At 45.1% G+C, this 26,058-nt stretch carries 25 protein-coding genes; 4 read left to right on the forward strand and 21 right to left on the reverse strand.

Annotated features, from left to right (window positions below; translation table 11 throughout):
* Positions 1–65 precede the first annotated feature (65 nt).
* The 12 genes from ACXAC1_RS04660 to pobA all read right to left on the reverse strand — a co-directional run bounded on the left by ACXAC1_RS04660 (position 66) and on the right by pobA (position 10,155).
* The gene (locus ACXAC1_RS04660) at positions 66–467 is read right to left on the reverse strand and encodes a GFA family protein (RefSeq protein WP_475059349.1); all 402 of its coding nucleotides are present in this window, start codon (positions 465–467) and stop codon (positions 66–68) included.
* Positions 468–707: 240 nt separating this feature from the next.
* Positions 708–1,118, reverse strand: a complete 411-nt coding sequence (locus ACXAC1_RS04665) for a hypothetical protein (RefSeq protein WP_475059352.1) — start codon at positions 1,116–1,118, stop codon at positions 708–710.
* Between the two features lie 105 nt (positions 1,119–1,223).
* Positions 1,224–1,541: a hypothetical protein gene (locus ACXAC1_RS04670; RefSeq protein WP_475059354.1), complete on the reverse strand. Its 318-nt coding sequence runs from the start codon at positions 1,539–1,541 to the stop codon at positions 1,224–1,226.
* A gap of 87 nt (positions 1,542–1,628) precedes the next feature.
* On the reverse strand, positions 1,629–2,153 hold the full coding sequence (locus tag ACXAC1_RS04675) for a DUF4303 domain-containing protein (protein ID WP_475059356.1): 525 nt from the start codon (positions 2,151–2,153) through the stop codon (positions 1,629–1,631).
* Positions 2,154–2,401: 248 nt separating this feature from the next.
* Positions 2,402–2,656, reverse strand: a complete 255-nt coding sequence (locus ACXAC1_RS04680; RefSeq protein WP_475059359.1) for a YdeI/OmpD-associated family protein — start codon at positions 2,654–2,656, stop codon at positions 2,402–2,404.
* A gap of 155 nt (positions 2,657–2,811) precedes the next feature.
* Positions 2,812–3,216: a DUF1801 domain-containing protein gene (locus ACXAC1_RS04685; RefSeq protein ID WP_475059361.1), complete on the reverse strand. Its 405-nt coding sequence runs from the start codon at positions 3,214–3,216 to the stop codon at positions 2,812–2,814.
* Positions 3,217–3,328: 112 nt separating this feature from the next.
* The gene (locus tag ACXAC1_RS04690; protein WP_475059363.1) at positions 3,329–3,607 is read right to left on the reverse strand and encodes a hypothetical protein; all 279 of its coding nucleotides are present in this window, start codon (positions 3,605–3,607) and stop codon (positions 3,329–3,331) included.
* Between the two features lie 81 nt (positions 3,608–3,688).
* Complete coding sequence (locus ACXAC1_RS04695; RefSeq protein ID WP_475059366.1) at positions 3,689–4,540, reverse strand: trypsin-like peptidase domain-containing protein; 852 nt, start codon at positions 4,538–4,540, stop codon at positions 3,689–3,691.
* Between the two features lie 1,245 nt (positions 4,541–5,785).
* Positions 5,786–7,072 (reverse strand): TRAP transporter large permease, encoded by a 1,287-nt coding sequence (locus ACXAC1_RS04700; protein ID WP_133561980.1) that lies wholly within the window; start codon positions 7,070–7,072, stop codon positions 5,786–5,788.
* A complete protein-coding gene (locus ACXAC1_RS04705) occupies positions 7,069–7,578 on the reverse strand; it encodes a TRAP transporter small permease (protein WP_475059369.1) in 510 nt (169 codons plus the stop codon). The genes ACXAC1_RS04700 and ACXAC1_RS04705 overlap by 4 nt, the downstream gene beginning before the upstream one ends.
* Positions 7,579–7,669: 91 nt before the next feature.
* Positions 7,670–8,698 (reverse strand): TRAP transporter substrate-binding protein, encoded by a 1,029-nt coding sequence (locus ACXAC1_RS04710; RefSeq protein ID WP_475059372.1) that lies wholly within the window; start codon positions 8,696–8,698, stop codon positions 7,670–7,672.
* A 254-nt stretch (positions 8,699–8,952) separates the two neighbouring features.
* Positions 8,953–10,155, reverse strand: coding sequence for a 4-hydroxybenzoate 3-monooxygenase (pobA, locus tag ACXAC1_RS04715; protein WP_475059375.1), 1,203 nt, complete (start codon positions 10,153–10,155; stop codon positions 8,953–8,955).
* 256 nt (positions 10,156–10,411) lie between these two features.
* On the opposite strand from pobA, the gene ACXAC1_RS04720 reads away from it, so the two are divergent.
* From ACXAC1_RS04720 to ACXAC1_RS04735, 4 genes are all read left to right on the forward strand, one after another.
* Positions 10,412–11,269: a helix-turn-helix domain-containing protein gene (locus ACXAC1_RS04720; RefSeq protein WP_475059378.1), complete on the forward strand. Its 858-nt coding sequence runs from the start codon at positions 10,412–10,414 to the stop codon at positions 11,267–11,269.
* Positions 11,270–11,389: 120 nt separating this feature from the next.
* Entirely contained in the window at positions 11,390–11,557 is a 168-nt protein-coding gene (locus tag ACXAC1_RS04725) for an RSP_7527 family protein (RefSeq protein WP_162847564.1), read from the forward strand.
* Between the two features lie 251 nt (positions 11,558–11,808).
* Positions 11,809–13,593, forward strand: coding sequence for an EAL domain-containing protein (locus tag ACXAC1_RS04730; RefSeq protein ID WP_475059380.1), 1,785 nt, complete (start codon positions 11,809–11,811; stop codon positions 13,591–13,593).
* A gap of 83 nt (positions 13,594–13,676) precedes the next feature.
* A complete protein-coding gene (locus ACXAC1_RS04735) occupies positions 13,677–14,477 on the forward strand; it encodes a UDP-2,3-diacylglucosamine diphosphatase (protein WP_475059382.1) in 801 nt (266 codons plus the stop codon).
* A 16-nt stretch (positions 14,478–14,493) separates the two neighbouring features.
* Here ACXAC1_RS04735 and ACXAC1_RS04740 read toward each other — a convergent pair whose 3' ends face one another.
* The 9 genes from ACXAC1_RS04740 to ACXAC1_RS04780 all read right to left on the reverse strand — a co-directional run bounded on the left by ACXAC1_RS04740 (position 14,494) and on the right by ACXAC1_RS04780 (position 25,772).
* Entirely contained in the window at positions 14,494–15,168 is a 675-nt protein-coding gene (locus ACXAC1_RS04740) for a 3'-5' exonuclease (RefSeq protein ID WP_475059384.1), read from the reverse strand.
* Entirely contained in the window at positions 15,169–17,034 is a 1,866-nt protein-coding gene (locus ACXAC1_RS04745) for a DUF294 nucleotidyltransferase-like domain-containing protein (protein WP_475059387.1), read from the reverse strand.
* A gap of 130 nt (positions 17,035–17,164) precedes the next feature.
* Positions 17,165–17,953 carry a diguanylate cyclase gene (locus ACXAC1_RS04750; protein ID WP_475059389.1) on the reverse strand — a complete coding sequence of 263 codons (789 nt, stop codon included), beginning with the start codon at positions 17,951–17,953 and terminating at the stop codon, positions 17,165–17,167.
* A complete protein-coding gene (gene siaC / locus ACXAC1_RS04755; RefSeq protein ID WP_475059391.1) occupies positions 17,950–18,327 on the reverse strand; it encodes a biofilm regulation phosphoprotein SiaC in 378 nt (125 codons plus the stop codon). The genes ACXAC1_RS04750 and siaC overlap by 4 nt, the downstream gene beginning before the upstream one ends.
* 9 nt (positions 18,328–18,336) lie before the next feature.
* Entirely contained in the window at positions 18,337–18,873 is a 537-nt protein-coding gene (siaB, locus tag ACXAC1_RS04760; protein WP_475059394.1) for a biofilm regulation protein kinase SiaB, read from the reverse strand.
* Between the two features lies 1 nt (position 18,874).
* Positions 18,875–20,875 (reverse strand): biofilm regulation protein phosphatase SiaA, encoded by a 2,001-nt coding sequence (gene siaA, locus ACXAC1_RS04765; protein WP_475059396.1) that lies wholly within the window; start codon positions 20,873–20,875, stop codon positions 18,875–18,877.
* 19 nt (positions 20,876–20,894) lie between these two features.
* Entirely contained in the window at positions 20,895–23,876 is a 2,982-nt protein-coding gene (locus ACXAC1_RS04770; RefSeq protein ID WP_475059399.1) for a bifunctional diguanylate cyclase/phosphodiesterase, read from the reverse strand.
* Positions 23,877–24,101: 225 nt separating this feature from the next.
* Positions 24,102–25,352, reverse strand: a complete 1,251-nt coding sequence (locus tag ACXAC1_RS04775) for an NAD(P)/FAD-dependent oxidoreductase (protein WP_475059401.1) — start codon at positions 25,350–25,352, stop codon at positions 24,102–24,104.
* A gap of 15 nt (positions 25,353–25,367) precedes the next feature.
* A complete protein-coding gene (locus ACXAC1_RS04780) occupies positions 25,368–25,772 on the reverse strand; it encodes a protein tyrosine phosphatase family protein (protein WP_475059403.1) in 405 nt (134 codons plus the stop codon).
* Positions 25,773–26,058: the final 286 nt, after the last annotated feature.

The following is a 26,058-nucleotide window of genomic DNA, read 5'->3' on the forward strand; positions in this document are numbered from 1 at the left end:
GGAATGGAGGCGAAGCCGCAATGTAGTAGGCGTCGCCGTGCCTGGCCTTGTTATGTGATGGTAGCTCAATCTGGCAGTCCCTCGAACTCTGGCACTTCCCCTGACTCCCCATCCCAAGCAGCTTTGCTGGATGAAAAGATGTGCGCTGTTGGTGCCATAGATATTTCAGTGTCCAAGCACCCTGCGGGAACAACGAGCAAACCTGCAATTTGAGTGCTTGGTAATGCGGAGCCACACAACTTACAAAAGCTTTTGTTATGACGAGTGCCTGGAAGCGTAAAGGACGTCACATTGTCTGAACCTGAACGCCAGACCAATTTAGCTGACTGTGAGAATAGATTTGCTGCATGAGCCGAACCCGTATCTTTTTGGCAGTGCTGACAATGGCACAGGTAAAAGCTATCGAAGTCACCCTTTACCTCAAAACTCACGGTGCCACACAGGCAAGAGCCGGAATAGTCAGTCATCAGAATCCCCTCCTGGGCCTGCTGATGAAATACACATAACGCCTAAACAGCGCGCGTATCGAACTGGCGGGCATTTTGGTACAAAATACGTGACAGTTTGCGAAGTCCTCTGGTTTGCCTTGTTAACTCTATTCATCCCAATACCCTTCTATAAAAACCGATATTTGCTGAAAGTACCTTGATTTTTCAATGTCTTCTAGCATATATCGTCTTTCTTCATCATCTTCGGCGTCATCAAGCTCATTGATAATGATCATCAGTTTTTGAAGACCGCCAGAAACAAATGCCTAGCTTAGGAAAGCAGTAGGAATACCCCAGCTCTGCATCCTCAGTATCAAGAGCCCGATATTTTTCAGTGTGGGCGACAACTTTCGATACTTCAGATTTAAATAGGTTTAGCCCCTTAAAGTTTAAATTGAATGGTGCATTGTTGTTAATGCCGATCCAATCAACTAGACCCGTTTCCGGTTCATACGTGACTTGTATTGCACTTTCTAGAAAGTAATCGCTTTCTGAAAATTTAATTCCCGCGTTTGTGTGTGCAGGGATACTATCTGCGGGACTTTCAATCGCAGCCCTAACAGCTTCTTGCGTCATTCCAAGCTTAATATTACCTATCCCGTCAAATGGGGCGATCTCGATTTCATTCATAAGAGTTAACGCTAAGCTTTGGGGCGCAGGCACGTAGGGCATAATAGCGAAGCGGCCCTGCGTGTTTGCGTCCCAGCGAACGAAGTGAGCGGCAACAGCGTTTTGTTAGCCATGAGCCTGAGACAACCTTATGTACTTGGTTGGCATTAACGCTATGTATGCAAGTGCCAAAAACAATTTAAAACCACGCAATGATGATTCGGCTGTAAGGTGAATCATCCCACCCTCTGAGGGAACGACAGTGAGTTTATTTGAACGGTACCAATCTACACTTAAATAGATTTCTTGCTCATTTGCATCAATTTTAAAATCTTTGGTTTCTCCGTTCCCTATCTTTCCCAAGGTGCTGCCATTGGCAATGACTGTGTAGTCTCTGGTTCTATCCGCAAAGCCGCTGTCACGACTTATCCGAAGTATTGTCATTTCTATATCCTTATAAATGGCTAACGCCGCAAGCAAAGGCGAGCGTTAGCGAGTCCAGCGCTGAAGGCGCGATTTTGGCTTGCTTTGTTAGTTGTATTCATTTGCCCAAGCTGCCCATTTATTTGCAACGTTTTTTGAATTCAGCTTAAGTATCGATTTGGCAGCACGATTCATCATTGTCTCGCTGGGATCGGTACTTTGGATTGTTAAATAAGTAGATTCATTAAAGAAACCTTCATTTTTTAGCTCAAGAAGTGCTGCTGTTAAAGAATTGAACGATTGCTCGACTATTTCTTCAAACTTATCTTCATATTCTTCATCATACTGCTTATCACAGCGCTCCATAAGAAGGTCATAGACTTCATTGAAGCAAGACTCTCCGTCAGAGTATTCCCATTCAGTTGGGAATTGGTAGTCTTCAAGCGAACCTTTGTCAGAAAGCCATTCATCTGTACAAGCGACATGAAAAATTGTCATTACTCCATCGTCAGTACAAAGTGCATATGCGCACATTCTCTCAGGTGAATGCGCTTTATTTAAAGCTTCGACAGAGCTTCGTATTGCCTTCTTTGCAAGGTTTTTTAGATTTTCAAAATCGATGATGTCTTCCATAGTCTAATCTCTGGTGACAACTAACGCCCAGGTAAGCGGCGTTCAGCATGGAGGGGCTGATCGGGCAATAATGGCAAAGCCATGCCCGAGCAGACGCGTAGTGCTGAACGTCCGAGTGAGCCGCAGGCGAGCGACTTGACCGCCTTGGCCGAAACCACCATAAGCCAAAAGCAACTGCTCAGCTGAGGCGACACCATGAACCCCAGCCGGCACCTCCCTGTTCTGAGCTCTATGCAGCGCTGTTCTGCTCATTGCTTAGCAGATGCTGGATGCGACATTTTCATATAGACGCCACCTTTCTCGAGCTCCTCCAGCATTTGCTGCAAACGCTTCTCTTTTGTTTCTTGTTTTTTTGCTTGATTGATCCATCCGAGGTAATCGTTCTGCTGGTACTCGGGACGCGAACGATAATCAGCGAGCAGACTGGAACTCCGCAATGCCTTCTCGACAAACGCGGGCATGGGCTGCCGCGCCCTTTTCAGTTTTGATCCGTTATTGCCCATTTCCTCGATCCTTTCTTACGCCTAACGCCGCGTTAAGGGGTGAGCAACGCAGACCAACCAACCTAAACCATTGTGCCGTAATCACTCAAGCTGAATCAAACCCAAAATGCCGAGCGTTGGGAGTCCCTCTTGAACGCTTTGTTATGTGAATTTTTTCACGCGCCCAAAAGAGGCAAATTTTTACGCTGTTGATAGGTTAAAGCTAACTCTAAACAGGACTTGATTGCTGTTTCTGGTAACGCTTTCGATAAGGACAGAACTATTGCTCTATTTCCCTGAAACACCAATTCTTCACCATACAATTCTCGAAATGTATCGACTAACTTAGTTTGGCAATTAAAGAACAGGTAATAATTGTTAGGAGATTTCAGCTTCCAGTCTATTCTTAGCGGGCTACCTGTTTTTACACTATAGCTAGGTTCACCCCACTTTAGAGTTTCATCGACTTCACCCAGCTCCAAATCAGATGCGATTTGAAAGACTAGATTTCGTAGCTCCTCTAGCCTAATACGAGCATTTTCCGGATATTTATCGAAGCGTTCTTTGACTACCTTGTTCACTGGAACCTCATATTCACATGACGCCCAAAGCTAAGTGGCAAAAAATTAGCTTGGCTAAAATTAGGAACGCAGTGACAAAGCCAAGCTTTATTTGTCTCGCTTTAGTTACTTGTTATGTTTTTACTGCAATGACAACAGTAGCAGCGGCTCCGACTAGCGTTGCAATTGCCAGAACTACATTTAACCAAAAAATTCTATTGCCCACTTTATCAGATGACTCTGCATTTTTAGCCAACTGAGTTTCTAGAGACTGAATTGAGGATTGAATGTCTTCTGTGCACCTAACAGTTATTGCAGATTTTAGCTGTTCATGAACCGCACTATTTGGCTGAGCAACTCTGACGAGATCTTCTAAAATCTCATTTTTACTTTTTCCTTCAATGTGACTCACAAACTTCTCCTAAAAACATAACGCCCGCATTTGCGGCTGGTTTGGAGCGCAGCGGAAAACCTGTCCGACAACATGCGCTTGTTATACGATTTTTCCGTGGCACTCTTTAAACCTCCTACCACTACCACAGTGACAAGGGGCGTTTCTCGGTAAATTTTCAGGTGGAGTCAGATCAATTTCATCTAACATAGAAATTAGCTCTTCAGCAGAAACTGCCTCACCAATCATGACTTGAGTTAAACTCCGCATGTGCACGAGCAGCTCTGCTACTATTTGTGATTCGACGAAGCTTTTTGTTTCACCGTTGCTGCCAGTCGCATTAAACATTACTCCGCTACTATTTTGTGCCAAAGCATCGATTGCGGATTGGTGATAATGGCTAATAGGGGCATGCTTGCTTACGACAATGCCAATAATTTTATTGTCTGAAGCCCTGAATAGGGCACCACCAGAATTTCCTGAGTTAAATGCACCATTAACTATCAGATGTTTTTTTATTCCGTTGGTCGTTTTGTGAGAGACAAAACCCGCCAAATAACCAACAGATAGCAATGGCGCTGGCCCATTATATCCAAGTGGGTAGCCCCAAGTTGTCACGGATTCACCGACATTGAGGCTAACATCCCTAGCGATGGCCAATCCCCCAGACTGCGCGATAGATGGCCTTAAAATCGCCAAATCGCGATCAGCGTCTATCCAAAATTGGGAAATCCTAATTTGTTCTCCAAAAGCAGATACCGCAATTATTTGGCTTTCTACGCAATCTCTTACGACGTGCTCATTGGTTACAATAAGACCGTTATCCAACAAAAAACCAGACCCCTTTGAACCAGTGGCATGGCAAACAATCATATAGACTGAATTCACTGAAGAGCGACCAATCTCACCTACAGCATCCAATGTCCATTGTGTTGATATCGGTATTTCGTTCAAGCATTACTCCATTTCGTATAACATTTTAATAGTGCGCATGCGCGTTTATACAATAAACCGTGCGTGCTCGTTATTCTGTCTAGGTTACTCTTCACAATTGAAGCTAACTAAATGACTTATAAAAGAAAACCATTCAGGACAATCCTCTTGTTATAGAGACAAACGAGCATGCTCGTTTTGTCGAATAACCGCGCATATCAGGGAAGGATGGAAGGTGAGGCTTTCCGTCATCCGTGACAGCAATAGTTAAAGAGTAAGCCATTACTAAGATGTTTCCAATGGCTTATGACATGACATAGATTTGATGTGCTTGATTCGCGCGCTTTTTAATTTTATTGGATTGCATGGAAGCTCCAACCCGCAGCAATCAGGCGAAGCTTTTTGCTGCCTAGGATGCAAGATCTCTCCCCGATGCAATCGGGTCGTACAAATGAACCGCTCCTTTAAACGTTCAGCTTGATAGGGCTTCCATGTGTTTGATTCGCACACTTTTTAATTTTATTGAATTACATGGAAGCTCCTTTTACCCACAAGGGCTGGGATTAACTCTGGTTGCTACCTAGGATGCGAGGCTGCTCCCGCGCACAGCGCAGTCCTACAAGGGTTGGGGTTAATAATGGTTGCCACCTAGGTTGCGCGATCTCTCCCCGATGCAATCGGGTCGTACAAATGAACTACACCTTTTAACGTTCAGCTTGATAGAGCTTCCATGCGTTTGATTCGTGCGCTTTTTAATTTTATTGAATTACATGGAAGCTCCTTTACCCAAAAGGGCTGGGGTTTACTCTGGTTATTGCTGAGGATGCTAGGTTGTTCCCGCGCGCAGCGCAGTCCTACAAGGGCTGGGGTTGCAGGTGCGGGAGATGGTATCGGGTGGTGCAAGTTGTTAACATCGTTGGGATGATAAATGTTGAGACGTTGTCGGTCTGAGTAGGAAGCGTATGTCGAAGAAGAAGCGTAAACCTTGCCCCTATTGTTTAAAGATGCGTTGGATGGTGATTTATCTCGCTTGTATGGGGATGATCGGTTTGCTGTTTTTGCAGCAGTTTATGAATAAGTAGCTGTTAGAGGATAGAGCTGTTGAAAAGCCTGCTAGTTATTCACAGTTCACGGCACGTTCTCTGATTTTCCTCCTCTGTTGAAAACTTTTTAAGCAGTCCTGATTTCAACAGAGCGTCTTTAAAGCAAAAAGCGCTGGGGCTTTCACCACAGCGCTTTTGTCATTCGACACGTTATTGACCTTTGCTATAGCAGTCCCACCGCTAACACTGGGAAGGCGATAATCAGCGCTAAGCGTACCAAGTCCGATACCACGAAAGGCAATACCCCTTTGTACATTGCACCGATGGAAATATGCGGTGCTACGGATTTGATCACGAATACGTTCATGCCCACTGGTGGGGTTATCAAGCCCAGTTCTACGGTAATCACGGCAATGATACCAAACCAGATTGGGTCGAAGCCTGCGGCTTCTACCAATGGATATACCACTGGCACGGTAAGCAGTAGCATGGCAATACTATCCATGACACAGCCAAGCAAGACAAACAGTATCAGGATGCAGAACAGCACCATGTATGGCGTCAGTTGCAGAGCATCCACCCATTCAACTAGAGTGAAGGAAATACGCGAAACCGATAGGAAGTAGCCAAAGATTTCTGCACCGATGATCATGAAGAAGATCATGGCAGACATCACTAATGTTTCCTGGATGGCTTCTAAGAACTTCTCGAAGTTCATGCCACGTACGGTGGCGATCAACCATGTCGCTGCCGCACCCACAGCTGCCGCTTCTGTTGGTGTAAACCAACCAGAGTAGATACCACCGATAATGAATAAGAACACGCCTGTGAACGGCACTAGGCCTTTCAAACCAACGAGTTTTTGCTTGAGTGTTGTCGCTTCCCCTGGTTGCGCAATATTAGGGTAGACAATAACTAAAACTGCGACCGTTACCCCGTAGAGTACCAACCCAAGTAGACCTGGGATAACGCCCGCAATAAACATATCACCGACCGATTGCTCGGTAATCAGTGCATAAAGTAGTAAGGCAATGGAAGGCGGGATCATGATCCCCAATGTGCCACCTGCCGCTAAGGTGCCTGTTGCTAAGGTCGGCGCGTAACCATTTTTCTCCATCTCTGGTAACGCCACACGGGACATACTCGCCGCTGTCGCCATCGATGAGCCAGAGATAGCCGAGAATATGCCACATGAGGTCACGGCCGCAAGGCCCATACCACCACGCCAACTACCAAACAATGTCCGAGCACCGGTGAACAGTTCTTGAGACATACCTGCTTTGGAAGCAAATACCCCCATCAAGATGAACATGGGAACGGGACTAAAGCTGTAGTTTGATAAAGTTTCAAATGGCCCTGTGCCCAAGATCGAAATCGCAGGGTCGAATGCGACGATGGAGCCAAAGCCGATAAAGCCCATGGCCGCCATGCTTAGGGCGATCGGGGCACGAAAGGCGATCATCACCAACATGATGGCGATGCAAGTTAAGCCGATTGCGGTGGTACTCATGCTGATTGCTTCCTATTGAAAATAAGCTCAATGGCACCCATGGCAGCAGAAATGCATAACATTGCTGTGGCAAAGGTTGCTACGGAATAGAAATACGTCATCGGAATGAGTAAGTCTTGCGTGGTTTCATAGCTCATCGCAGCTTCACCAATAAGATGGAAGAAGCTATAGCTCATTGCACCGCCAAGAAAAGCGAAACAAAGCAGGTAGAAGGCTTCAAATAAGTTCTTTTTGCGGTCACTAAAATGGTCCGTGAACAGGTCAACAATCACCTGAGAGCGGCTCACTGAGTGCGGTAAAATGAATAGGACTGTGAACAGTAGGCAGTATTTCACCAGCTCTACGCCACCGATAAAGGTCCAATCTAAGGCTCCATCCGTGAGGGAAAATAACCCTCGCGTGATAACGTCTAGCAAGGTAGAAAACATCATACCAATCAAGAAGACGCCACCAATCCAGTGCATTAATAGGGTAATTCTACCTAATACACGAGAAAGTGATTTCATAATTAACTCCGATCAAAGCAACAGCCTAGGGTACTTCAATGATACTAGGCCATTGAAAGCAGGTGACACCGCTGGCGTCACCCTTGTCAGCTTACTGACATGTTGATTGGCTAAGCTCTACTGCACGGGCATAGACTTTGTGTGCTGGTAGACGTTTCTTTTCCAATTCGTTCAAGTAATCTTCCGTTGCTTGATACAGAACAGGTTTCCAACGAGGGTTTTCAGCGCCGCCTTCGATCACGTTAATTTTGTGACCCATTTCAAGGGCTTGCTTACGACCTTCAGCGTCCAATCGATCAAACAATGCTGCAGCTGTTTTCGCCCAATCCATACCAGTATTGTCATCGATGACTTTCTTCAGGTCTGCTGGAAGTTTGTTGTAGAAAGATTTGTTCATGGTCGCGACAAACGACAAGGTGTACAAACCACCGACTTCGGTATGGTGCGGTGTCAGTTCGTTTAGTCGGAACGTGTATTGGCCTTCCCAAGGAAGCGACACACCATCGATTACACCACGCTGCGTAGACTGATAAGCGTCCGGCGCTGGCATACCAACTGGCTGCGCACCTAGGCCTTCAAGGATCTTAGCCACTACAGATGTTGGACGACGAATACGCAGCCCTTCTAAATCTTCTGGAGAGTTAATTTCTTTTTCAGTGGTGTGGATACCACCTGGTCCGTGAGTAAATAGGAATAGAGGTTTCGTCTCACGGTACTCTTTATCTAGGAAACCTTCGTCATAGATGCTTTGTAGGATACAAGAACCTTGTGCGGCACTGTTCACAATACCTGGAAGTTCAACCACTTGAGTCAGTGGGAAGCGGTTAGCGGTGTAACCTTGTACCGTTACCACTACATCCGCGATACGGTTTTTGGCCGCATCGTATAATGCAGGTGGCTTAGCCAATGTTGAAGATGGGTACATTTCCACCTCAATTCGACCATTAGATTGCGTTTCAATCGCTTCTGCCCACTTGTCAAAAATGTCTTTTTGCTGCCCCGCCACGGCTGGGAAGAAGTGTGCAAAACGCAACGTGTAGTCCGCTGCTTGAACGTTTGCTTGCATTAATGCGGTGGTTGCAATGGCTGCCACGGCAGTCTGTTTTATTATTGTTTTCATAATGACGCTCCGAGTTATTTGTTATTGCTGTATTTTAGTTTTCATCATGAGAGCAATAAACTTATCAATCAGGGTCTACTAATGATAATTAATTAATCTACTTAGTCATTGAAAAAAAAGGATACAGACTATCGGTCTCTGCATAACTCAACAAAAAAGTGAATATTAAGTGTCTGTTTTAAAAGCTCTTTTAAAAAAACAAAGGCCATTTCTTTTAAAGAAAGGGCCTTTTGTTCGGTCTCGGAAACGATGTGTTACTTAATCTCTTCGTAAGGCAACCCTACGTATTGCTGGGCAATCACTCTTCGACCCGACTCATTTTCCGTGTAGAAGTTTAGTTCAGATTCCATAAAGCGGGAGAAGGTTTGGGAATCCGTGCCATTGACTTCTACCTGACCAAAGTCATGCATCATATTAGTCATCCACCATGAGAAGCGTTCACCATGCCAGACGCGACGCAGACACACTTGTGAATACTGGGTGATGCACTCTTTGTCACCGTCTTGGTAAACACGAGTCAAAATCTTATATAACGTTGCCACATCGGATGCCGCTAAGTTCAAGCCTTTGGCACCGGTAGGCGGTACGATATGGGCCGCATCACCGACTAAGAATAGGTGCCCATACTGCATTGGTTCACAGACAAACGAACGCAAAGGAGCAATGCTTTTTTCAATACTAGGACCGGTTTCCATCGTAGCGGCTACGTCCGCTGGCAAACGACGTTTTAACTCTTCCCAGAACGCTTCATCGCTCCAGTTTTCCACTTTGTCCGTCAAAGGCACTTGGATGTAATAACGAGAACGGGTTGGCGAGCGCATGCTGGCAAGTGCAAAACCACGGTCCGTTTTACAGTAGATCAATTCGTCATGAGCAGGCTTAGTATCGGACAGCAGCCCTAACCAACCAAATGGGTAAACGCGCTCATGCTCGGTTTTCACTTCATCAGGAATGGTTTTACGAGAGACGCCGTGGAAACCATCACAGCCCGCGATGTAGTCACACTCTAAGCGAATACTCTCGCCATTTTTGTTAAAGGTGACATACGGTGACTCGGTCTTCACATCATGTAGCTCGACATCAGAGGCTTCGTATACTGTGGTCAAGCCTGCCGCTTCACGTGCCGCCATCAGATCACGAGTGACTTCTGTTTGACCATATACCATTACGGTATCGCCGCCAGTGAGTTCATCTAACGCGATGCGAACTCGCTTATCGTTAAACGCCAGCTCGACACCAGTATGCACTTCACCTTCGGCGTCCATACGTTCCGACACACCGGCTTCACGCAGCAGGTCCACCATGCCTTGCTCCAAGACACCCGCACGTATGCGCCCTAATACGTAATCGCCACTGACTCGTTCAATGATGATGTTATCGATGCCTTGTTTTGCTAGTAGTTGTCCTAGTAATAAACCAGATGGTCCAGCACCGATGATTGCCACTTGTGTTTTCATGATCGTATACCTGTCTTATTTTTGTTCGTTGTGATTGCTGATATGACTTAATAATGGTCAAAGACAGAACAAAAGATCAGGAACTTTTTGGACTTAAAATTGTACTTTTAAGACAACAAGGGCATCTCTATGAATCGGTAATTTCTTAACATAAACCCTAAAATTTATAGACAATCTTGGCTATTTATCACATTTTATACGCTATATTTGTTTTTGAGATCGACATTCATTTTTCAGAAAAAATACAAAAATCGCCATGAATGATTCTATACCTCAGTTTGCTTTGTACGGTGAAGGCCGTTGGTTAGATAATCCAGACTTTGTTCACATCGAAGACATCGCCGCACGCAGTAGCAGCCTTGGCTGGCACATCAAAGCCCATCAACACACGCAGCTGACGCAGATATTGTTGCTCAATAGTGGCTCAGTGCAGTTACAAATGGATTCCGAGAAGCGCTTTCTTGAAGGGTGTTGGGCGATACTCATTCCCCCAGGTACGGTGCACAGCTTTCGTTTTGCCCCCAACACAGATGGTCGAGTGTTATCCATTGCCGATTCGTTATTGGAAAGGGATTATCTGAATGCAGCGTTTATTCAAACGCCCGATTGCATCCAATTAAATTCAGAGCCGGAAGAATTTCAGCACTTATGGCAGCTACTCACTTTACTGGAGCATGAATTCCATCAGGTGAAACCTCTTAAAAACAGCTTAATTGAGCATTTACTGAAAGCGATCCTCGTCTATATCGAGCGCCATCACTCAGGTGTCCGCAACAGCTATCAAACACCCGATGATATGGTGTTACAACGCTTAAAACTGCTGGTTAGCAAACATCTAAAGGAACACTGGAAGCTATCTGATTATGCGTTGGCGTTAAATGTTTCTGAAAAAACCTTAAGTCGATTAGTGCAGAAAGCCTATGGCAAAAGCGTGTTGCAACTTACGCACGAGCACTTACTCAGAGAAGCCAAACGTAACCTGATTTACACGCAAAAGTCGGTTGAAGACATCGCTTACGATTTAGGCTTTAAAGACCCGGGCTATTTCTCTCGTTTCTTTAAACGTGCCGAACAGCTTACCCCTGCTCAGTACCGACGCAGCTTGGATGCTTAACGACCACCCTCGCTTAATAGGTGAGTTTTTCTCAACTTTCTACTGAAAATTGATCGTTTGTTTAGTGTTCTCGGTCTGTTTATTATTTATACATCGAAAGACATTCCTTAGGAGAACATTATGAACAACTCAATCGACAATTTAGATACTGATTACTACGTAGAACGCGCTTACGAGCTTCGCCGTGTATACGTTGCTGCTGCTATGAAAGCTTTTGTTGCCCGCATCAAGGCTGCATTCAAATCAAACAACCGTACAACGACGCTTCAGGGCAACCCAGCTCACTAAGCACCGCAACTGGCTTTGGCCAGAGTTCGTTACTGATCGCACAGTAAAAACAACAAGCCGATCAGGATAACGACCGCCCTGTTTGCTCGGGCACTCTCTCCGCTTTCTATTTCCTGCTTTTCATTCCCTGCTTTCTTTTTCATGATCCGTCTTATGCTGGCTTCTCATTCCAACCGAGAACTTGTCATATAACTGTCACCATTTGTTCATATCATTACAAAAAATTACCTCGGAATGGCAGTAGTGTAACGATGCAATCAGACAGCATAACCTTGCTCAATAAAATACTAGATGAAGGGTTAGTTACTCCTCTTTTTCAACCAATTTATGACCTGGCAACTGGACATATCTATGGTTACGAGGCGCTGTCACGAGGCCCTAAGAATACCGAACTGTTTGCCCCAGACGCTCTCTTTCCATTTGCGCAAGCACAAGGTCGTCTTCATGAACTGGAGTTACTCTGTAGAGAGCGAGCTATTTCACGCTTTGTTGAATTGCAATTACCCGGTCTGTTATTCCTCAATGTCAGTGCATCATTACTAGGTTCCCCAGATCACCAGAAAGGTATGACGCTGGCTATTCTAAAAGAACTAGGGATAGATCAAACCAATATCGTGATTGAGCTTTCCGAGCAGCATCCATACGATCAAAATGGTTTAACTCACCAGAGCGTTGAGCATTATCGACAAATGGGTTTTCAAGTCGCCATTGATGACTTGGGGGCCGGATACTCTGGACTGCGTTTATGGTCGGAAGTTCGCCCAAACATTGTGAAACTCGACAAACACTTTATCGAAGGGATTGATCGTGATCAGGTGAAACGCGAGTTCGTCAGGTCGATCATTAACATTGCCCAGCGCCTACGTTGTGCTTTAATCGCAGAAGGTATTGAGCGGCAGGAAGAGCTAGATCAGCTGCTTGAGCTGGGAGTTCGTTATGGACAAGGTTTTTTCCTCCAACGTCCCACAGCATTACCCGATATACAGCCTAACACTTACTTGATCAATCAAGCGTCGCAACGAAAGCGTTTTCACAATGAACACGGAGAAACCGTATTAACCCTGTGCCGAGAATCAATCTATGTAGAAAGCGCTCGCCCTTTAATGGACGTCGCACGCCTATTCAAAAACAATAAAGACGTATTTGCTCTCCCGGTACTTGAAAACGGCTGCCCAATTGGAATTATAAGGCGTCATGCTTTACATGAACTGTTTTCAACCCCTTATGGACGCGCCTTGTACGAAAACAAGCCTGCGATTTCTATTACCTCTACAGAGGTGTTAGTTGTTGAAAGCACCGTCTCACTATCCAGTGTTTCAACTATGTTCACAGACCAAGAAGCAGATCTACTGAACAATGAGATTTTGATCGTAAAAGAAGGCGTCTACTTAGGTATTGGACACCTGAAGGATCTACTAAAGCGTATTACCGAGCTAAAAATCCAGAATGCGACGTACTCCAACCCATTAACATTGTTACCAGGCAACGTCCCCATCAACCATGAAATTAATCGGCGCTTGATGGCTGAACAAGACTTCTATGTCGCCTATTTCGATTTGAATAATTTTAAACCGTTCAATGACTATTATGGTTATGCTAAAGGCGATGCGATCATTCAACTACTTGGGAGCATTTTAAGAAACGTCGTTAACTCCGATAATAATTTCATTGGTCATGTCGGCGGCGATGATTTTGTGGTGATTTTCAGTGATGAAAATTGGTGTCAGCAGTGTCATGACATCTTAGAGCGATTTTCTAAAGAAGTAACTCAGTTCTATTCTCCGAGCGAGATCAAAGAAGGCGGAATATGGACAAAAAACCGCGATGGCGAACACAAGTTCTTTGATATCCTAAGTTTGGCAGTGGGAGTGGTTAACCCAAATCCAAAAGTTTGCGATAGCCATCATTTTGTTGCAGAACTGGCAGCCCAAGCCAAAAAGTCCGCTAAGGAGCGCGGAGGCAACCAAGTGTACCAGCAGCCTTATCAGTATTTTTATGGTGATAATAACGAGGATCGCCCCCGCTGTTGTAACTAATCTCATCAAATAGACACCTGGTCTTCACATTAGCGTCATCTTTAGCCTCTAGCCTAAACTGATTATCTAGAGAGGACGCATGCATGAACACACAATTTCGAGCGGTCTTTATTTCCGATGCACACCTTGGCACAAAATCTTGCCAAGCTGAGCATCTACTGGACTTTCTTAATAAAGTTGATACCCAGACGCTCTATTTAGTCGGCGACATATTTGACCTCATCGAAATGCGTAAGCGAGCCTATTTCAATGATGCACAACAACAGGTGATACGCCGTATTTTGCAATTGGCTAAGCATGGTAAAAAAGTGGTTTATATCCCCGGTAACCATGATGCTTTTTTTCGCCAGTTCTGTGGGCAAACACTGTCGGGAGTAGCCCTAGAGCGGCAGGCCATTCACACCACCGCAGATGGACGCCGTTTCCTAGTCAGTCATGGAGATGAGTTCGATCAAATGGTGAAAGTTAGCCCTATTATGTTGGCCATTGGCGACAAAGCTCATGGCCTTATGTTGGCTCTAAATCGCTACATTAACAGAGCACGTCGTATGCTCGGCTTGCCCTACTGGTCTTTTGCTGGCTATCTGAAACAACATGTGAGTAAAGCACAGGAGTTCATCACTCGCTTCGAAAGTGCCGCCATCAAAACCGCACGTAATAAAAAGCTCGATGGCTACATTGGTGGGCACATTCACTTCGCGCGTTTTCAAAAACAAGCCGACGTGCTGTATTGCAACGATGGTGATTGGGTTGAACACTGTACCGCGTTAGTGGAGCACGACTCTGGCACGCTACAGTTACTGCATTGGTCTGAGCAACCTTGTTGGTTAGCCGAAGAACCAGAGCACGAAACCTTAGAAGCCACCAACCCAGTTATCGCTTGAGATAGTGGCTCTAAACCTACCTCTCCGTCGAGGAAAGGCGCATACGTCCACCCCCAAGCTTGATCAGTTCTTGCAAGCTGGGGTCATGATGATTGTAGTGCGCCGTCTGAGCGAGCAATAACTCCGCCGTGGCCATGGCATCGGTTAATGCATCATGACCTTGATAATCTGGCAATCCATAGCGTTCTCGACAGGCAGGGAGACGAAAACCGCCTTCAGCAATCACCTCTTGCGCCCTAGCTCGTCGCTGCACCTCTATTTGCATTGTATCAATCCAGTCAAAAGCCAACGCCGGCATAGGCTGTGTTTGCCACAGAGACTTGAGAAAGCCCAATTCCAAAGGCGAGTAGTGCACAACCAGCACCTTATCTTTCATGATCTGTCGTAAATAGCGCAGCACACTGGCATGGCGTCGACCTTGCTCTAGAACATCTCGATCAGTGATCATATGGATCCCGACACTGACATCGTCTATCTGAGCAGAGTCCAACAATAGGTGCTGTGCCGTATCCAGTTGAATACTTCCCTGTTCTACCAACACCCACCCTAGACTGACCACTTGATGATTTTTCGGATCAAGCCCCGTGGTTTCCATGTCTAAGACAAAGTAAGAATGCTCATACCAAGGTAGGCTCTTGCTGTCTCGATGACTACGCCAACGTTCAAAGGCATTGAGTAAGCGTGTTGGCATTTAGGCATAACCCCGAGCAAAGCGTTGCAGCGCTGCAGACTGTCCATCAGCAATGATGGCAAACGTCGACTTCAGGTGCTTACGTTCGAGGGAACTTAATTCACTGGGATCTAAGTACGCACTGGGCGCACCAGAGTTTTGCCAATGTTGTCGCTGGGCTTGTAGACGCAACTCATTGAGCTCATCCCAAGCGTCCATTAGGTTGCGCGCTATATCGAGCCCCATTAGCTTCTCGCGCGCGGCCTGCTCTAGGCGCTCTTTGGTACTGATGCGATAACGTTTGCACCCCAAACCATAAATACGAGCTAGATCATTAATCAATGCCAGCCCTTGATGTTTCAGGTCTAATTGGTGTTTATGCTCGCCAGATGATTCCAATAGAAAGTTTCTGAAGAAGCCTAACGGGGGCTTTGAAACGGTGGCGGCTCGGGTTAACGTCGCTAAGAATAAAGAAGATTTCGCCACCCGCGCCTGCATCGACTCAATCACTTCTTGTACTGGTGCCGCATCGCCATAAACGCAGCGAATATCAAAGAAAATACTGGCGTTCAGTAACGCCGAGGGCGAACTCGCTTCGACCCAGTTTGCAAATGCCTGCTGCCAGCCCTCTTGCGTCATGCGCCACTTAGGATTGGACGCCATAATGTCCCCAGGACAAGTGCGAATACCGCATTGGGCTAAACCTTCACAGACAAATGTTGCTAACTCAGCAAAGTACTGCGCTTCTTGCTCATTGGGTGCGCGTGAGAGCATCATGCCATTATCTTGATCACTGCCAAGGGATTGATCTTTACGAGCTTGGGAGCCAAACACTAGAAACTGGAATGGTAATGGTGCAGGCCCTAATGCTGTCATACCCAACTCTAACAATCGACGAGTCAAACTGTCACTGATCGCGGCAATCACACTGCCTATGTCTGTGGTTTTCATATCCGTTAGGATCAAATTGACTATCAAAGTATTCAGCTGAGCACAGACCTTTTTGAGGGAAGCCACATCTAATTGGCGATTGATCTGATTAATCAACAGCAATGGACTCAGCTCTTGGTGACGCAACAAATCCGCCGCCGTGATCATCCCAACAGGAATATCATCTTTACTCACGACAGGAAGGTGATGGATGTTTTTCTCACTCATCAGCGTTTGCGCATGCATCACTAGGCTGTGCTCATCAATGGTGGCAGGATGGCGCGTCATGATCTCATGCAGAGGCAGCTCCGCTGATGCCCCCACCGCCAATACCCTTGAACGCAAGTCTCGATCCGTGACAATGCCAGCAAGCTTATTCTGCTCTAGTACAAGTATCGAGCTCACCCTAGCCTCTGTCATGACCGCAGCGGCTTGTTGAACCGTATCCTGAGTGCTGGCGCTGATTAATGTCCGCGCCATAATTTGACTAAGAGGGGTAGAGAGTTGCAGCGCGGGTGTCGCAAGGTCTGTTGCGTGAGCCCGTGACAATTTTCTTAGGCGACTGCTGCGGGTGTGGGCAAAGAACAGAGCGAAGTCTTCGTCTTCTTGCAACAGGCTTTGAAAACCTTGCTTTTGAAAGCGGTAAATCAAACTGTCTTCAAGGACGACCACTTGCAGGCCATCAGGGTTTTGCTCTAAAACGGTCGATACGCCAAAACAATCGCCATCAGACAGCTTGTCAACCAACCCGCCTTGAGCTGAACGTATTTCACAGGCGCCACGGCGAATCAGGTGTAAAGTAGCTTGCTCGCCCTGTAGGGTGAGTTTTTCCCCTTGCCTTGCATAGGTTAATGCAACACCTGTTAAAAGCTGTTTCTGCTGTATTTGCGTCAGGCTAGAGAATGGTGGGGTACTGTCAATAAACTTAAGTACCTCTGGTATGTCGATGGCAGCCATAAACCGTGTCCCTGTATTATTGTTATGGCTTAAAGATACGATGAGCTAAGGCAGCAGACCACCCAAATAGCATAATTTAGACTAAGGTATGACGCTAACGAGTCAAATGACCTAGGCGGTCTCACATTATTTATATGAAATTATCACAAACAACTTTATCTCGGCCGCTGTTTTTGGCTCGATATAACGCATCATCCGCTCTAGTAATGAGGCTATCTATGCTATCTCCTGACTGGAAAGTGGTCTTACCTATACTAATGGTGACTCGGATTGGACCTGCTTGACCACTATCGAAACGAGCGTTACGCACCACGTCTGCAAGCTTCTTCAAACAACACTCAACCGCGACAGATTCTACTTGAGAGAAAGCGACTAAAAACTCCTCACCTCCCCAGCGCGCAATATGCCCTAACTCTCCTACCGTATGTTCAATAAGGTTGCCAACTGACACTAAGACATCATCTCCTATGAGGTGACCAAATTCGTCATTAATATGTTTGAAATGATCGATATCAATCATCGCTAAAGACATTGTTCCTTGATGTGACTCAAATTCTGTCTTTAATCGCCTTAACATCTTGCGACGGTTAGGCAAGCCCGTTAAAGCATCCATATAGGACGCCTGCTCCAGTTCGAGGTTAGTCTCGCGCAATACCGTTTGGTAGCGATCAGAAATACGGGTAATTTTCTCTAATTGACGCAAATGTTTATCAAAGCGCTCACCTAACGTTTTCTCACGTTGGAGTACCATGTCTTGGTACGAGTCAGATACTTTGATCATGTGTTCAACCCGAGACCATTGGCTCTGATTATATTGCCAAAGTTGATTCAGGACATCGTGCAAAGGATGATCTTGATATTGATCATCGGCTAACGCAGCGACGACACGTTGTTCTAGCTCTTTGATATTGGGCTTCATTCTTGACCTATTATGTTGAAGCTAAAACTACAGTCTTCCTTAAACTCTTCAGCCAATTCTGCAACACGCTCATTATCCAAATCATAGCGCCAGTTTACGGTAATTTCACGTCCCTGCTGATACGCGTCTTCAAGCTCATCAAAGATATCCATCATCACTTTAATACTGCTTGTATTTAGATATAGCAATGCTAGTTCAAGTACTAGTGGGCGTCCTTGCTCATTAAGATATTGGCTGACCCAAGCCACTAAGTCCGAATAAAACTCAAATGAGTTCTCTGGATAAGAATCTCCTTCCATGTAAATAACCCCTCGTGAACTGTCCGTTTCAATAAGTGGGGTAGACTGTGTAGAGACAATTTTTAAATCATTCATAGTTTATTCTCAAATTCGAACACTTAAGCTTAAGTAGCCCAAGCCATTATCAAGATCTTTCAAGGTCGCTTGCACAGGAGAAGTTGCCTTGCGGGCCATATCAATCAGCCCCAATCCAGCGCCTGTGACGGCTAATTTATCTCTTGGTTGACGAAGCTGCTCTTTGTAGCGTTTTTTTAATTCTACCTTGTCCAAACCACCCAGTGTTGATACAAATTGCTGTACAGCCACTCCATCTTCAAGCGTCACCAAATTTCCAGCAGAGATTCGATAATGGCCACTTTCAGAGCTGACGACCACGGTGGCCATATCAGCCCCAGCCAGCTTTGATTTAAGTGCATAGTGGCGAATGTTCTGGGTCAGTTCGATATACACGGAAAATACATCTAGGGCTGACGCTGGTGGTGCTTTTTCGCTTTTTAAGTAGTTACGCAACGCATTGCCAATTTCTTCAATCAGACTTCGAGATATCGGCCCATTGAAACAAAGTAGGATTTTCTCATTATCAAAGCGCTCTCGTATCTCATAGAGATCAGATACCAACATTCTACCCCCTATCTTTTTGAATTTCTTGCTCAAAACGGAAAGAGAGTAAAGTGATATCGTCCCGCTGAGGCAAGTCTCCCATATATTCCTCTAACGCCTGCGCAAAGCGCGTCGTTTGCTGCGTCAAAGGCCGCTGAGCATTTTCTAACAATAACGTCTCAAAGCGTTTATTGCCAAAGCCAAACTGCTTGTGGCCCCCTGCTTGATCCAAATATCCGTCCGTTGTCATATAATACGTCCAGCCAGAAAGAGGCAATTCCAAGTTTTTATACTCACCTACTTTGCGATCACCAATCGCTCTTTTGCCTGACGAGAACTTTTTCACAGTGTCACCATCGCTCGCATATAAAGCAATTTTTGCGCCACTAAAGCGAATGCGCTTCCCTGCTTGAGGGATATACACCAAGCCAACATCCGCATTGGTTGCAACGGTCGACGTGCCGTTCTCGTTGTGTAACATTGAACGTACAGTTTGATCGATAGCGTGTAATAACTTCGCTGGGTCACTAATGCCTAACTCGTTAACCGCTTTGTCAATTGCGGCACGCATCAGCATGGTCATTAATGCACCAGGCACACCATGGCCAGCACAATCAACAATGCCTAATAAGCAACCATCATCGTGATTATAAAAAAGGTAGAAGTCACCTCCCACAATATCTCGTGGGCGCCATACCACACTATGATGCTCACCTAAAAACTGCTGCATTTGTCGATCTGGCAGGATCGCTTTTTGGATCAGGCTGGCGTAATCAATGGAGTCTCCAATCTTGCGATTCGCCTCTCTAATGCGGGCATTGCTCTGCTCAAGTTCTTGTGTGCGAGCTTTAACTCGGGATTCTAATTCTGATGTATTGGAAGCAACTTGCTGCGCCATAGTATTAAATGTGCGACTCAAGTCCCCAATTTCATCATCATATTTAACCGGTAAACGCACTTCATATGCTCCCTGTGCAATCGCTTTGGCAGATTGCTGCAGCTGTCGTAAAGGCTGAATAACTAATCGGTCAACTGCCAAGCCAAACAGAATTAAAAGCATGGCGATCAAGATCGCAAAAACGATCCCCACCGCCATAACGAGATCTGTATTCAGTAGTCGCACTTTGTTCAAATTAATGCTGGTGGCAATCAGCCAATTTAGATCTTTCATGTAACGGAGCGCCAAGATATATGGCTCTCCTTTAATCTGAATACGCTGCGTTATCACTTGCTGCTGAGATTTTGCCGCCTGAACCGCTGACTTCACCAAATCAGGATTATCAACAATACTTGCCAAGGTCACATCTTGCTCATGATGACTTGCTATCCCTCCTGTAGAGATCAATGTTTGATCACTATGCGCTTCTATCTTCAAAGAGCTGGCGTTGACAACGAAAGGCTGTACCCCAGGCTGCGGAGAAACAGTGAACGTTTTGATAAATTGTCCTAATTCAAAACCTGTTCCAGCAATTCCTAAGAAGTTACTACCTTTTTTAACTAAGACGTTTATCCAGATCTTAGTTTTATGTAGTTGCTCATTTAAGTCGACGTTAATGCTATACGGTAGGTTTTGTTGCTTAGTCATAAAATACCAAGCGTTAGTATTGATATCAGGGTCCAGAGTATATTGTGGGTCGCCATCTACGGGCAGCTGTGCATCATAGTAGTAATAAGCCAACTCTTTATCGCTGGCAAAGAAGATTGCGCCGCCAGCAAAGGCTGATCGAAATGCTTTCACATCCTCTAAGGCCTCTTGCTTGTAGCTATCATTGTCTGGCGAAGCAAGCCAAGTTGTCATAGAGCTCAGTTCAGCAAAGCGTTGCGCTAATGCTAGCTCTCGAGACATTGGTACCAAAATCTTTTGGTAGTTCAGTTCCGTGAAGCTTTGAGCGAACGTTCTAGCAGAGTATTGTCGCCCTTCAGCGATCACGTACCATCCTAATATCAGTGCAATACAACTTGCCAGAATACCAGCCAGCACAAGCATCGATAGCGATTTCCACCTTAATCCCCAACGCGCCACATTAATGTCCTTACCAAGTTTATGACAGCTTATTCTGTCGATAGAGGTTCAAAAGCTCTGAGATGGACATGGGTTTTGCTAAGCCGAATCCTTGAAATAAGTCACAACCTTGCTGTTCTAACCATGTAAATTGAGACTGCGTTTCAACACCTTCGGCAACCACTTCCATTCCTAAGTTATGACCTAAGCTGATGATTGAATCCGCTAACGTCGCTATCTTTTTATCCTCAATTATGTTCGCAACGAACGACTGATCAATTTTAAGTTGGTCAATTGGCAGCTGATGAAGATAGCTTAAAGAAGAGTATCCTGTTCCAAAGTCATCTAGAGAAATTAATACGCCAAGGGATTTAAGAGTACGCATTTTAGTAATGATATCTTGCTGATCATGGGCCAACATGCTCTCAGTTAATTCAAGCTGTAGAGTCTGTTCTGGCACATTGTGCTCTTCAAGTATCGTTTTAACACGGTCAACGAAGTCATGTTGAGCAAACTGTACAGCACTAACATTTACAGATAATACAAAGCCTGACATCTGATCAGCATTCCGCCACTCCGATAGCCATTGACAAGCCGTACGTAGCACCCACTCTCCAATAGGCAGAATTAGTCGGGTCTCTTCCGCTAAGGGGATAAAGGTAGCAGGTGAAACGTACCCTCGTTCAGGATGATACCACCGTAACAATGCTTCGGCGCCTACCATCCTTTTTGAAGCATCCCATTGAGGCTGCACATGCAACGTCAGTTGATCGTTTGCGAGGGCTTGCCTTAAATCACGCTCTAACTTAACGCGCTCCAGCACGCGTTCTTGCATTCCCGACTGATAAAAGCAATATCGAGAACGCCCCAATGTCTTAGCTTCATACATAGCCAATTCAGCCTGTTTCAACACATCTAGCGGGTCTAGGCACTCTCCATCAAAAGTAGCCAAACCGATACTTGAGGAGATTTGATACTCAACCCCATTAATGACGAACGAGTGCGTCATAACTTGCAGTAATTTTTCAGCTACGTAACTAGCACGGTATATAGCGCGGTCAGGGTTAGCTGATACATCCACAGGTTCAAGCAAGATGATAAATTCATCTCCTCCAAAGCGCGCAATCATGTCTTTATTATAAGTAGAATCGGTTAAACGTTTAGCAACCTGTTTTAATAACTGATCACCAATACTGTGTCCCCAAACATCATTAACATCTTTGAAATGGTCTAAGTCGATAAATAACACGACACTTTGTTGCTGACGTAAATTGCTACCGTGGATATGATAAGACATCTCCTCCAACAACAAGGTTCTGTTGGCCAATCCTGTCAAACTGTCGTAGTAATGCAGCTCTCTAATTTGTCGCTCGGAGGCTTTTCTTTCTGATATATCTTTGAATGTTGCAACATAATGACTTACCTCTCCAAAGTTATCTTGAACAGTGGAAATACTAAGCCACTCAGGGTACACCTCACCGCTTTTTCTTTTATTCCACACTTCACCTTCCCAAGCCCCCTTAGAAGCTAATTGAGCAAACATAGCTTTATAGAATGACTCATCGTGCTTACCAGATTGCAATATTGCTGGGGTTTTACCGATCACTTCCGCTTCGCTGTAACCTGAAATGGATTGAAAAGCTTTATTGACGCGAACAATACGATTATTGTTGTCACTGATGAGCATACCATCTTGAGTTTCGAAGGCGACGGCAGCAATGCGAAGTTGCAGTTCAGACTCATACCTTACCGTGACATCCCGCAACAGCACGACAAAATGTCCAGAAGAGCCCATATCATTATCTTTCACCTGCTGATAGACAACAGACATCTCATACCATAGCGTCCGCTTCTCTTCAGTAACAATACTGAAAAGAGCTCCACGATAACTAGACGTATCGGAGTGCTGAACCTCATTAAAAACTTGCTCAAAAATGTGGCTTATTGAATCAGGTAAATATTTTTTATATGGTTCACCAGGCTTAAAAAAGCTCTTTAGCGCAGCTTCGTCTTGCGGGATTCTGACATTCAGCACAACCCCACTCTGCTGAATCTCCAATAATGGATCAGGAATTGCTTTCCATGTATGCGTTAGCCTCATATCCGTTTCATTTGCAAACTTGGTCTTTTCGGCTAGTAAGCCAGATAAAAGCTCGTTTTGCTCATTTATACGCAGGGCCATAAAAACAAATCGAGCGATCAATGCAGCAAACAATACACAAGCAATGCCGTAGGACAAAAGGTAATACGCCGGCAACCAACCTTGCTCTGGGGACAAGGATAACCGCCATACTGCACCAGGTAGTTCAATATCTATCTTGATGGGATCAGCCAGTTTTGTATCTGCATGACTGGAAATGAGGTAATTGGTGTCAGTCGCTACTCGTTCTAATCGATAAGCATACCCTTGCTCGATTAACGTATTAATTTGAGAGCTTTGCAGCAACGAATCTAATCGGATAACAACATTACTGAACCCCCAAAAGTGTTCAGGCCCTTCATCTCTGTCCTCTAATAATATGGGATATCGAGCAACTACCCCCTTACCCCCTTGAACAAGATTCACTGGCCCAGAAAGCAAAAGTTTTTGTTGCTTCATGGTATCCCATGCATCAGTGCCTTGCTCAATATCCGTTAATTGATTAAAACCGATTGTTTCTTCATTACCTTCCACTGGATAAACTTGATCAATGACACCATCGGGAGATAAAGCAAAATTGTTAACCTCAGGATAAATACTTAAGAATGACTTAGCGACCTGCGGGAACCAACGAGTAAAGCCGCCAAACTCATGTACAATCGCAGCCAATGAATAGGCGCCTGATAAATTATGATCCAGCACACTACGAAGTTGATAAGAATAATCTTGTGCGGCTGAAGCCGCTTGGGTTCGTTGTATAGATTGCTGCTGACTTTGCCAAATGAAAGACACGGATCCAGCAATTAAAAGCGCCACAACGAAGGCGGCAGCACTGAATAGAAAATTACTTCGAGTTGTTCCATGACGTGCCAACTTTCTCATAATTATAGCGTTACTCTATTTTTTTATATCCCACCCTAAGATTGACACAACACTTCAAAGACTTTGAGTATTTATAAAATTTTACTTAATCGAGCCAGAAAAATCTGTGTAGGGACGTGCTTCAAGTTAGGTGCTTGCAAAACAAATGTGTCATATTAACAAGCTTAGTACAACTTGGATAATGGGGGGACGGCCAAAAAATTTTTAGCCGTCATTAGAGAGATATTAGCGTAATGGAGGCTCGTTTGAAATGACAGGCGACACCAGCCACTCACGACCTTTTAGCATTCCGTCCCAGTATACCCACGGCAAACTTTTCTCTTTCAACAACCAAGCTAAGTAAGAAGGTTTAGTGCCATCGATCAGCCAATTAGGAAAACTTGGTTTCACTTTGCCACCGTATACAAACTCAGCCAATACGATCTTGCCGCGCTCGACCGTCAGCGGACAAGAGCCGTAACCGTCGTATAAAGCACGAGGGGATTGCTGCACCAAAACGGATAATACGTTTTCAGCAACAACAGGGGCCTGCGCCCTCGCCGCCGCAGCGGTTTTAGCGTTAGGTGTGTTGGTGCCATCACCTAGACCAAACACATTGTTGTATTTTTTATGCTGCAGGGTATCTGGATAAACATCGACCCAACCTGCATCATCTGACAGTGGGCTATGTTTGATAAAGTCTAGAGCGCACTGTGGTGGGCAGACATGTAACATATCAAAGGACTTTTCTATTTGCTCTTTCTCACCTTGAGCGTTGGTGACTTCGAAGGTCGCAACTTGCTTTTCACCGTCTACTGCGATCAACGTCTGATTCAGGTTTAGCTGAATACGATACTTTTCAATGTATGACATGAGCGCTGGTACGTAGTCCGCCACACCGAAAAGAACGCCCCCTGCGTTACAAAACTCCACTTCTATATCACCCAGCACGCCTTGGCTAAGCCACTCACTGCATGACAAGTACATGGCTTTTTGCGGCGCACCGGCACATTTAATAGGCATTGGAGGCTGCGTAAAAATCGCTTTACCTTTCTTCAACTGCTGTACGTTTTGCCAAGTGTATGGTGCCGTTTCCCATTGGTAATTCGACGTCACACCATTTTTACCGAGTGTTTCTTTTAGTCCAGGAATGGCTTCCCAGTTTAATTTAAGACCCGGTGAGACGACGAGAGCCTTGTAGGAAATAACTTGACCATTGGCTAATGTGACAGAGTTTTCATCTGGCTGGAACGTATCCGCTGCTTCAGAGTAAAGTTTAACACCCTTAGGAATCACAGAAGACATGGGCCGACGCGTTTGCGACTGTTTAAACACGCCACCGCCAACCAAAGTCCAACCTGGCTGGTATGAATGCTCCTTTGCAGGATCGATCAGTGCGATATTTAAATTTGCTCTGCGCTTTAGCAAACTGGCTGCAACCGCTACACCACCTGCTCCAGCACCGACTATGATCACATCATGTTGAACATTTCGCATGGCTAACCTCCTACACTATTGTGCGACTCGATCAATTAAAGCAGTCATGTTGTAACCTGCTGCTTCACTGAGCTGCAGTAGCTCCGACGCTGTCATCTGGTCTGGATTTGCCAATACCCATAGAGATAAGCTTCGTGTTCCTGTTCGACAGAAAGCCAATGTATTTCCAGTGCTGGCAATAGCATCCTTGAACTTCGCCACATCGGCATCATGAAATTGGCCAGGCGCAATAGGTAGGAACGTAAATGACACCCCATGTTGTTGAGCAACTTCTTGAAGGGTTTCACTCAAAGGCTGCTCCTCTGCCTCATGATCAGGACGATTGCAAATCAAGTGTGAAATGCCTGCTTCAGCCAACGCTGGAATATCTTCGGGGTGGATCTGTTCTGATACGAAAAAGCTCTCTGTGATGGGTTTCATGACACTCTCCAATGGCGCTCTCATTTTTATTAGGTAAGATGACGTAAAGTCATTTAATTACTTTTTAGAATAACCTTATAACTTTATTAACCATTATATTAGATCATTCTCAACCAAATTCACAATACATACCTGAAGTCTTTTTAATGCCAGAAAGCATCCGCATAAGCATTCTAAACAAGCGAGCCGATACGATTTTTCCTGTTGAATTCATACGTTAATGGCATACCAAGCTATACTTTAAGCAATCAGAACTTTAAAAATATACATATATTTCAATAATTTA

The sequence above is a fragment of the Marinomonas sp. AWM4_232 genome (genome assembly GCF_056158325.1).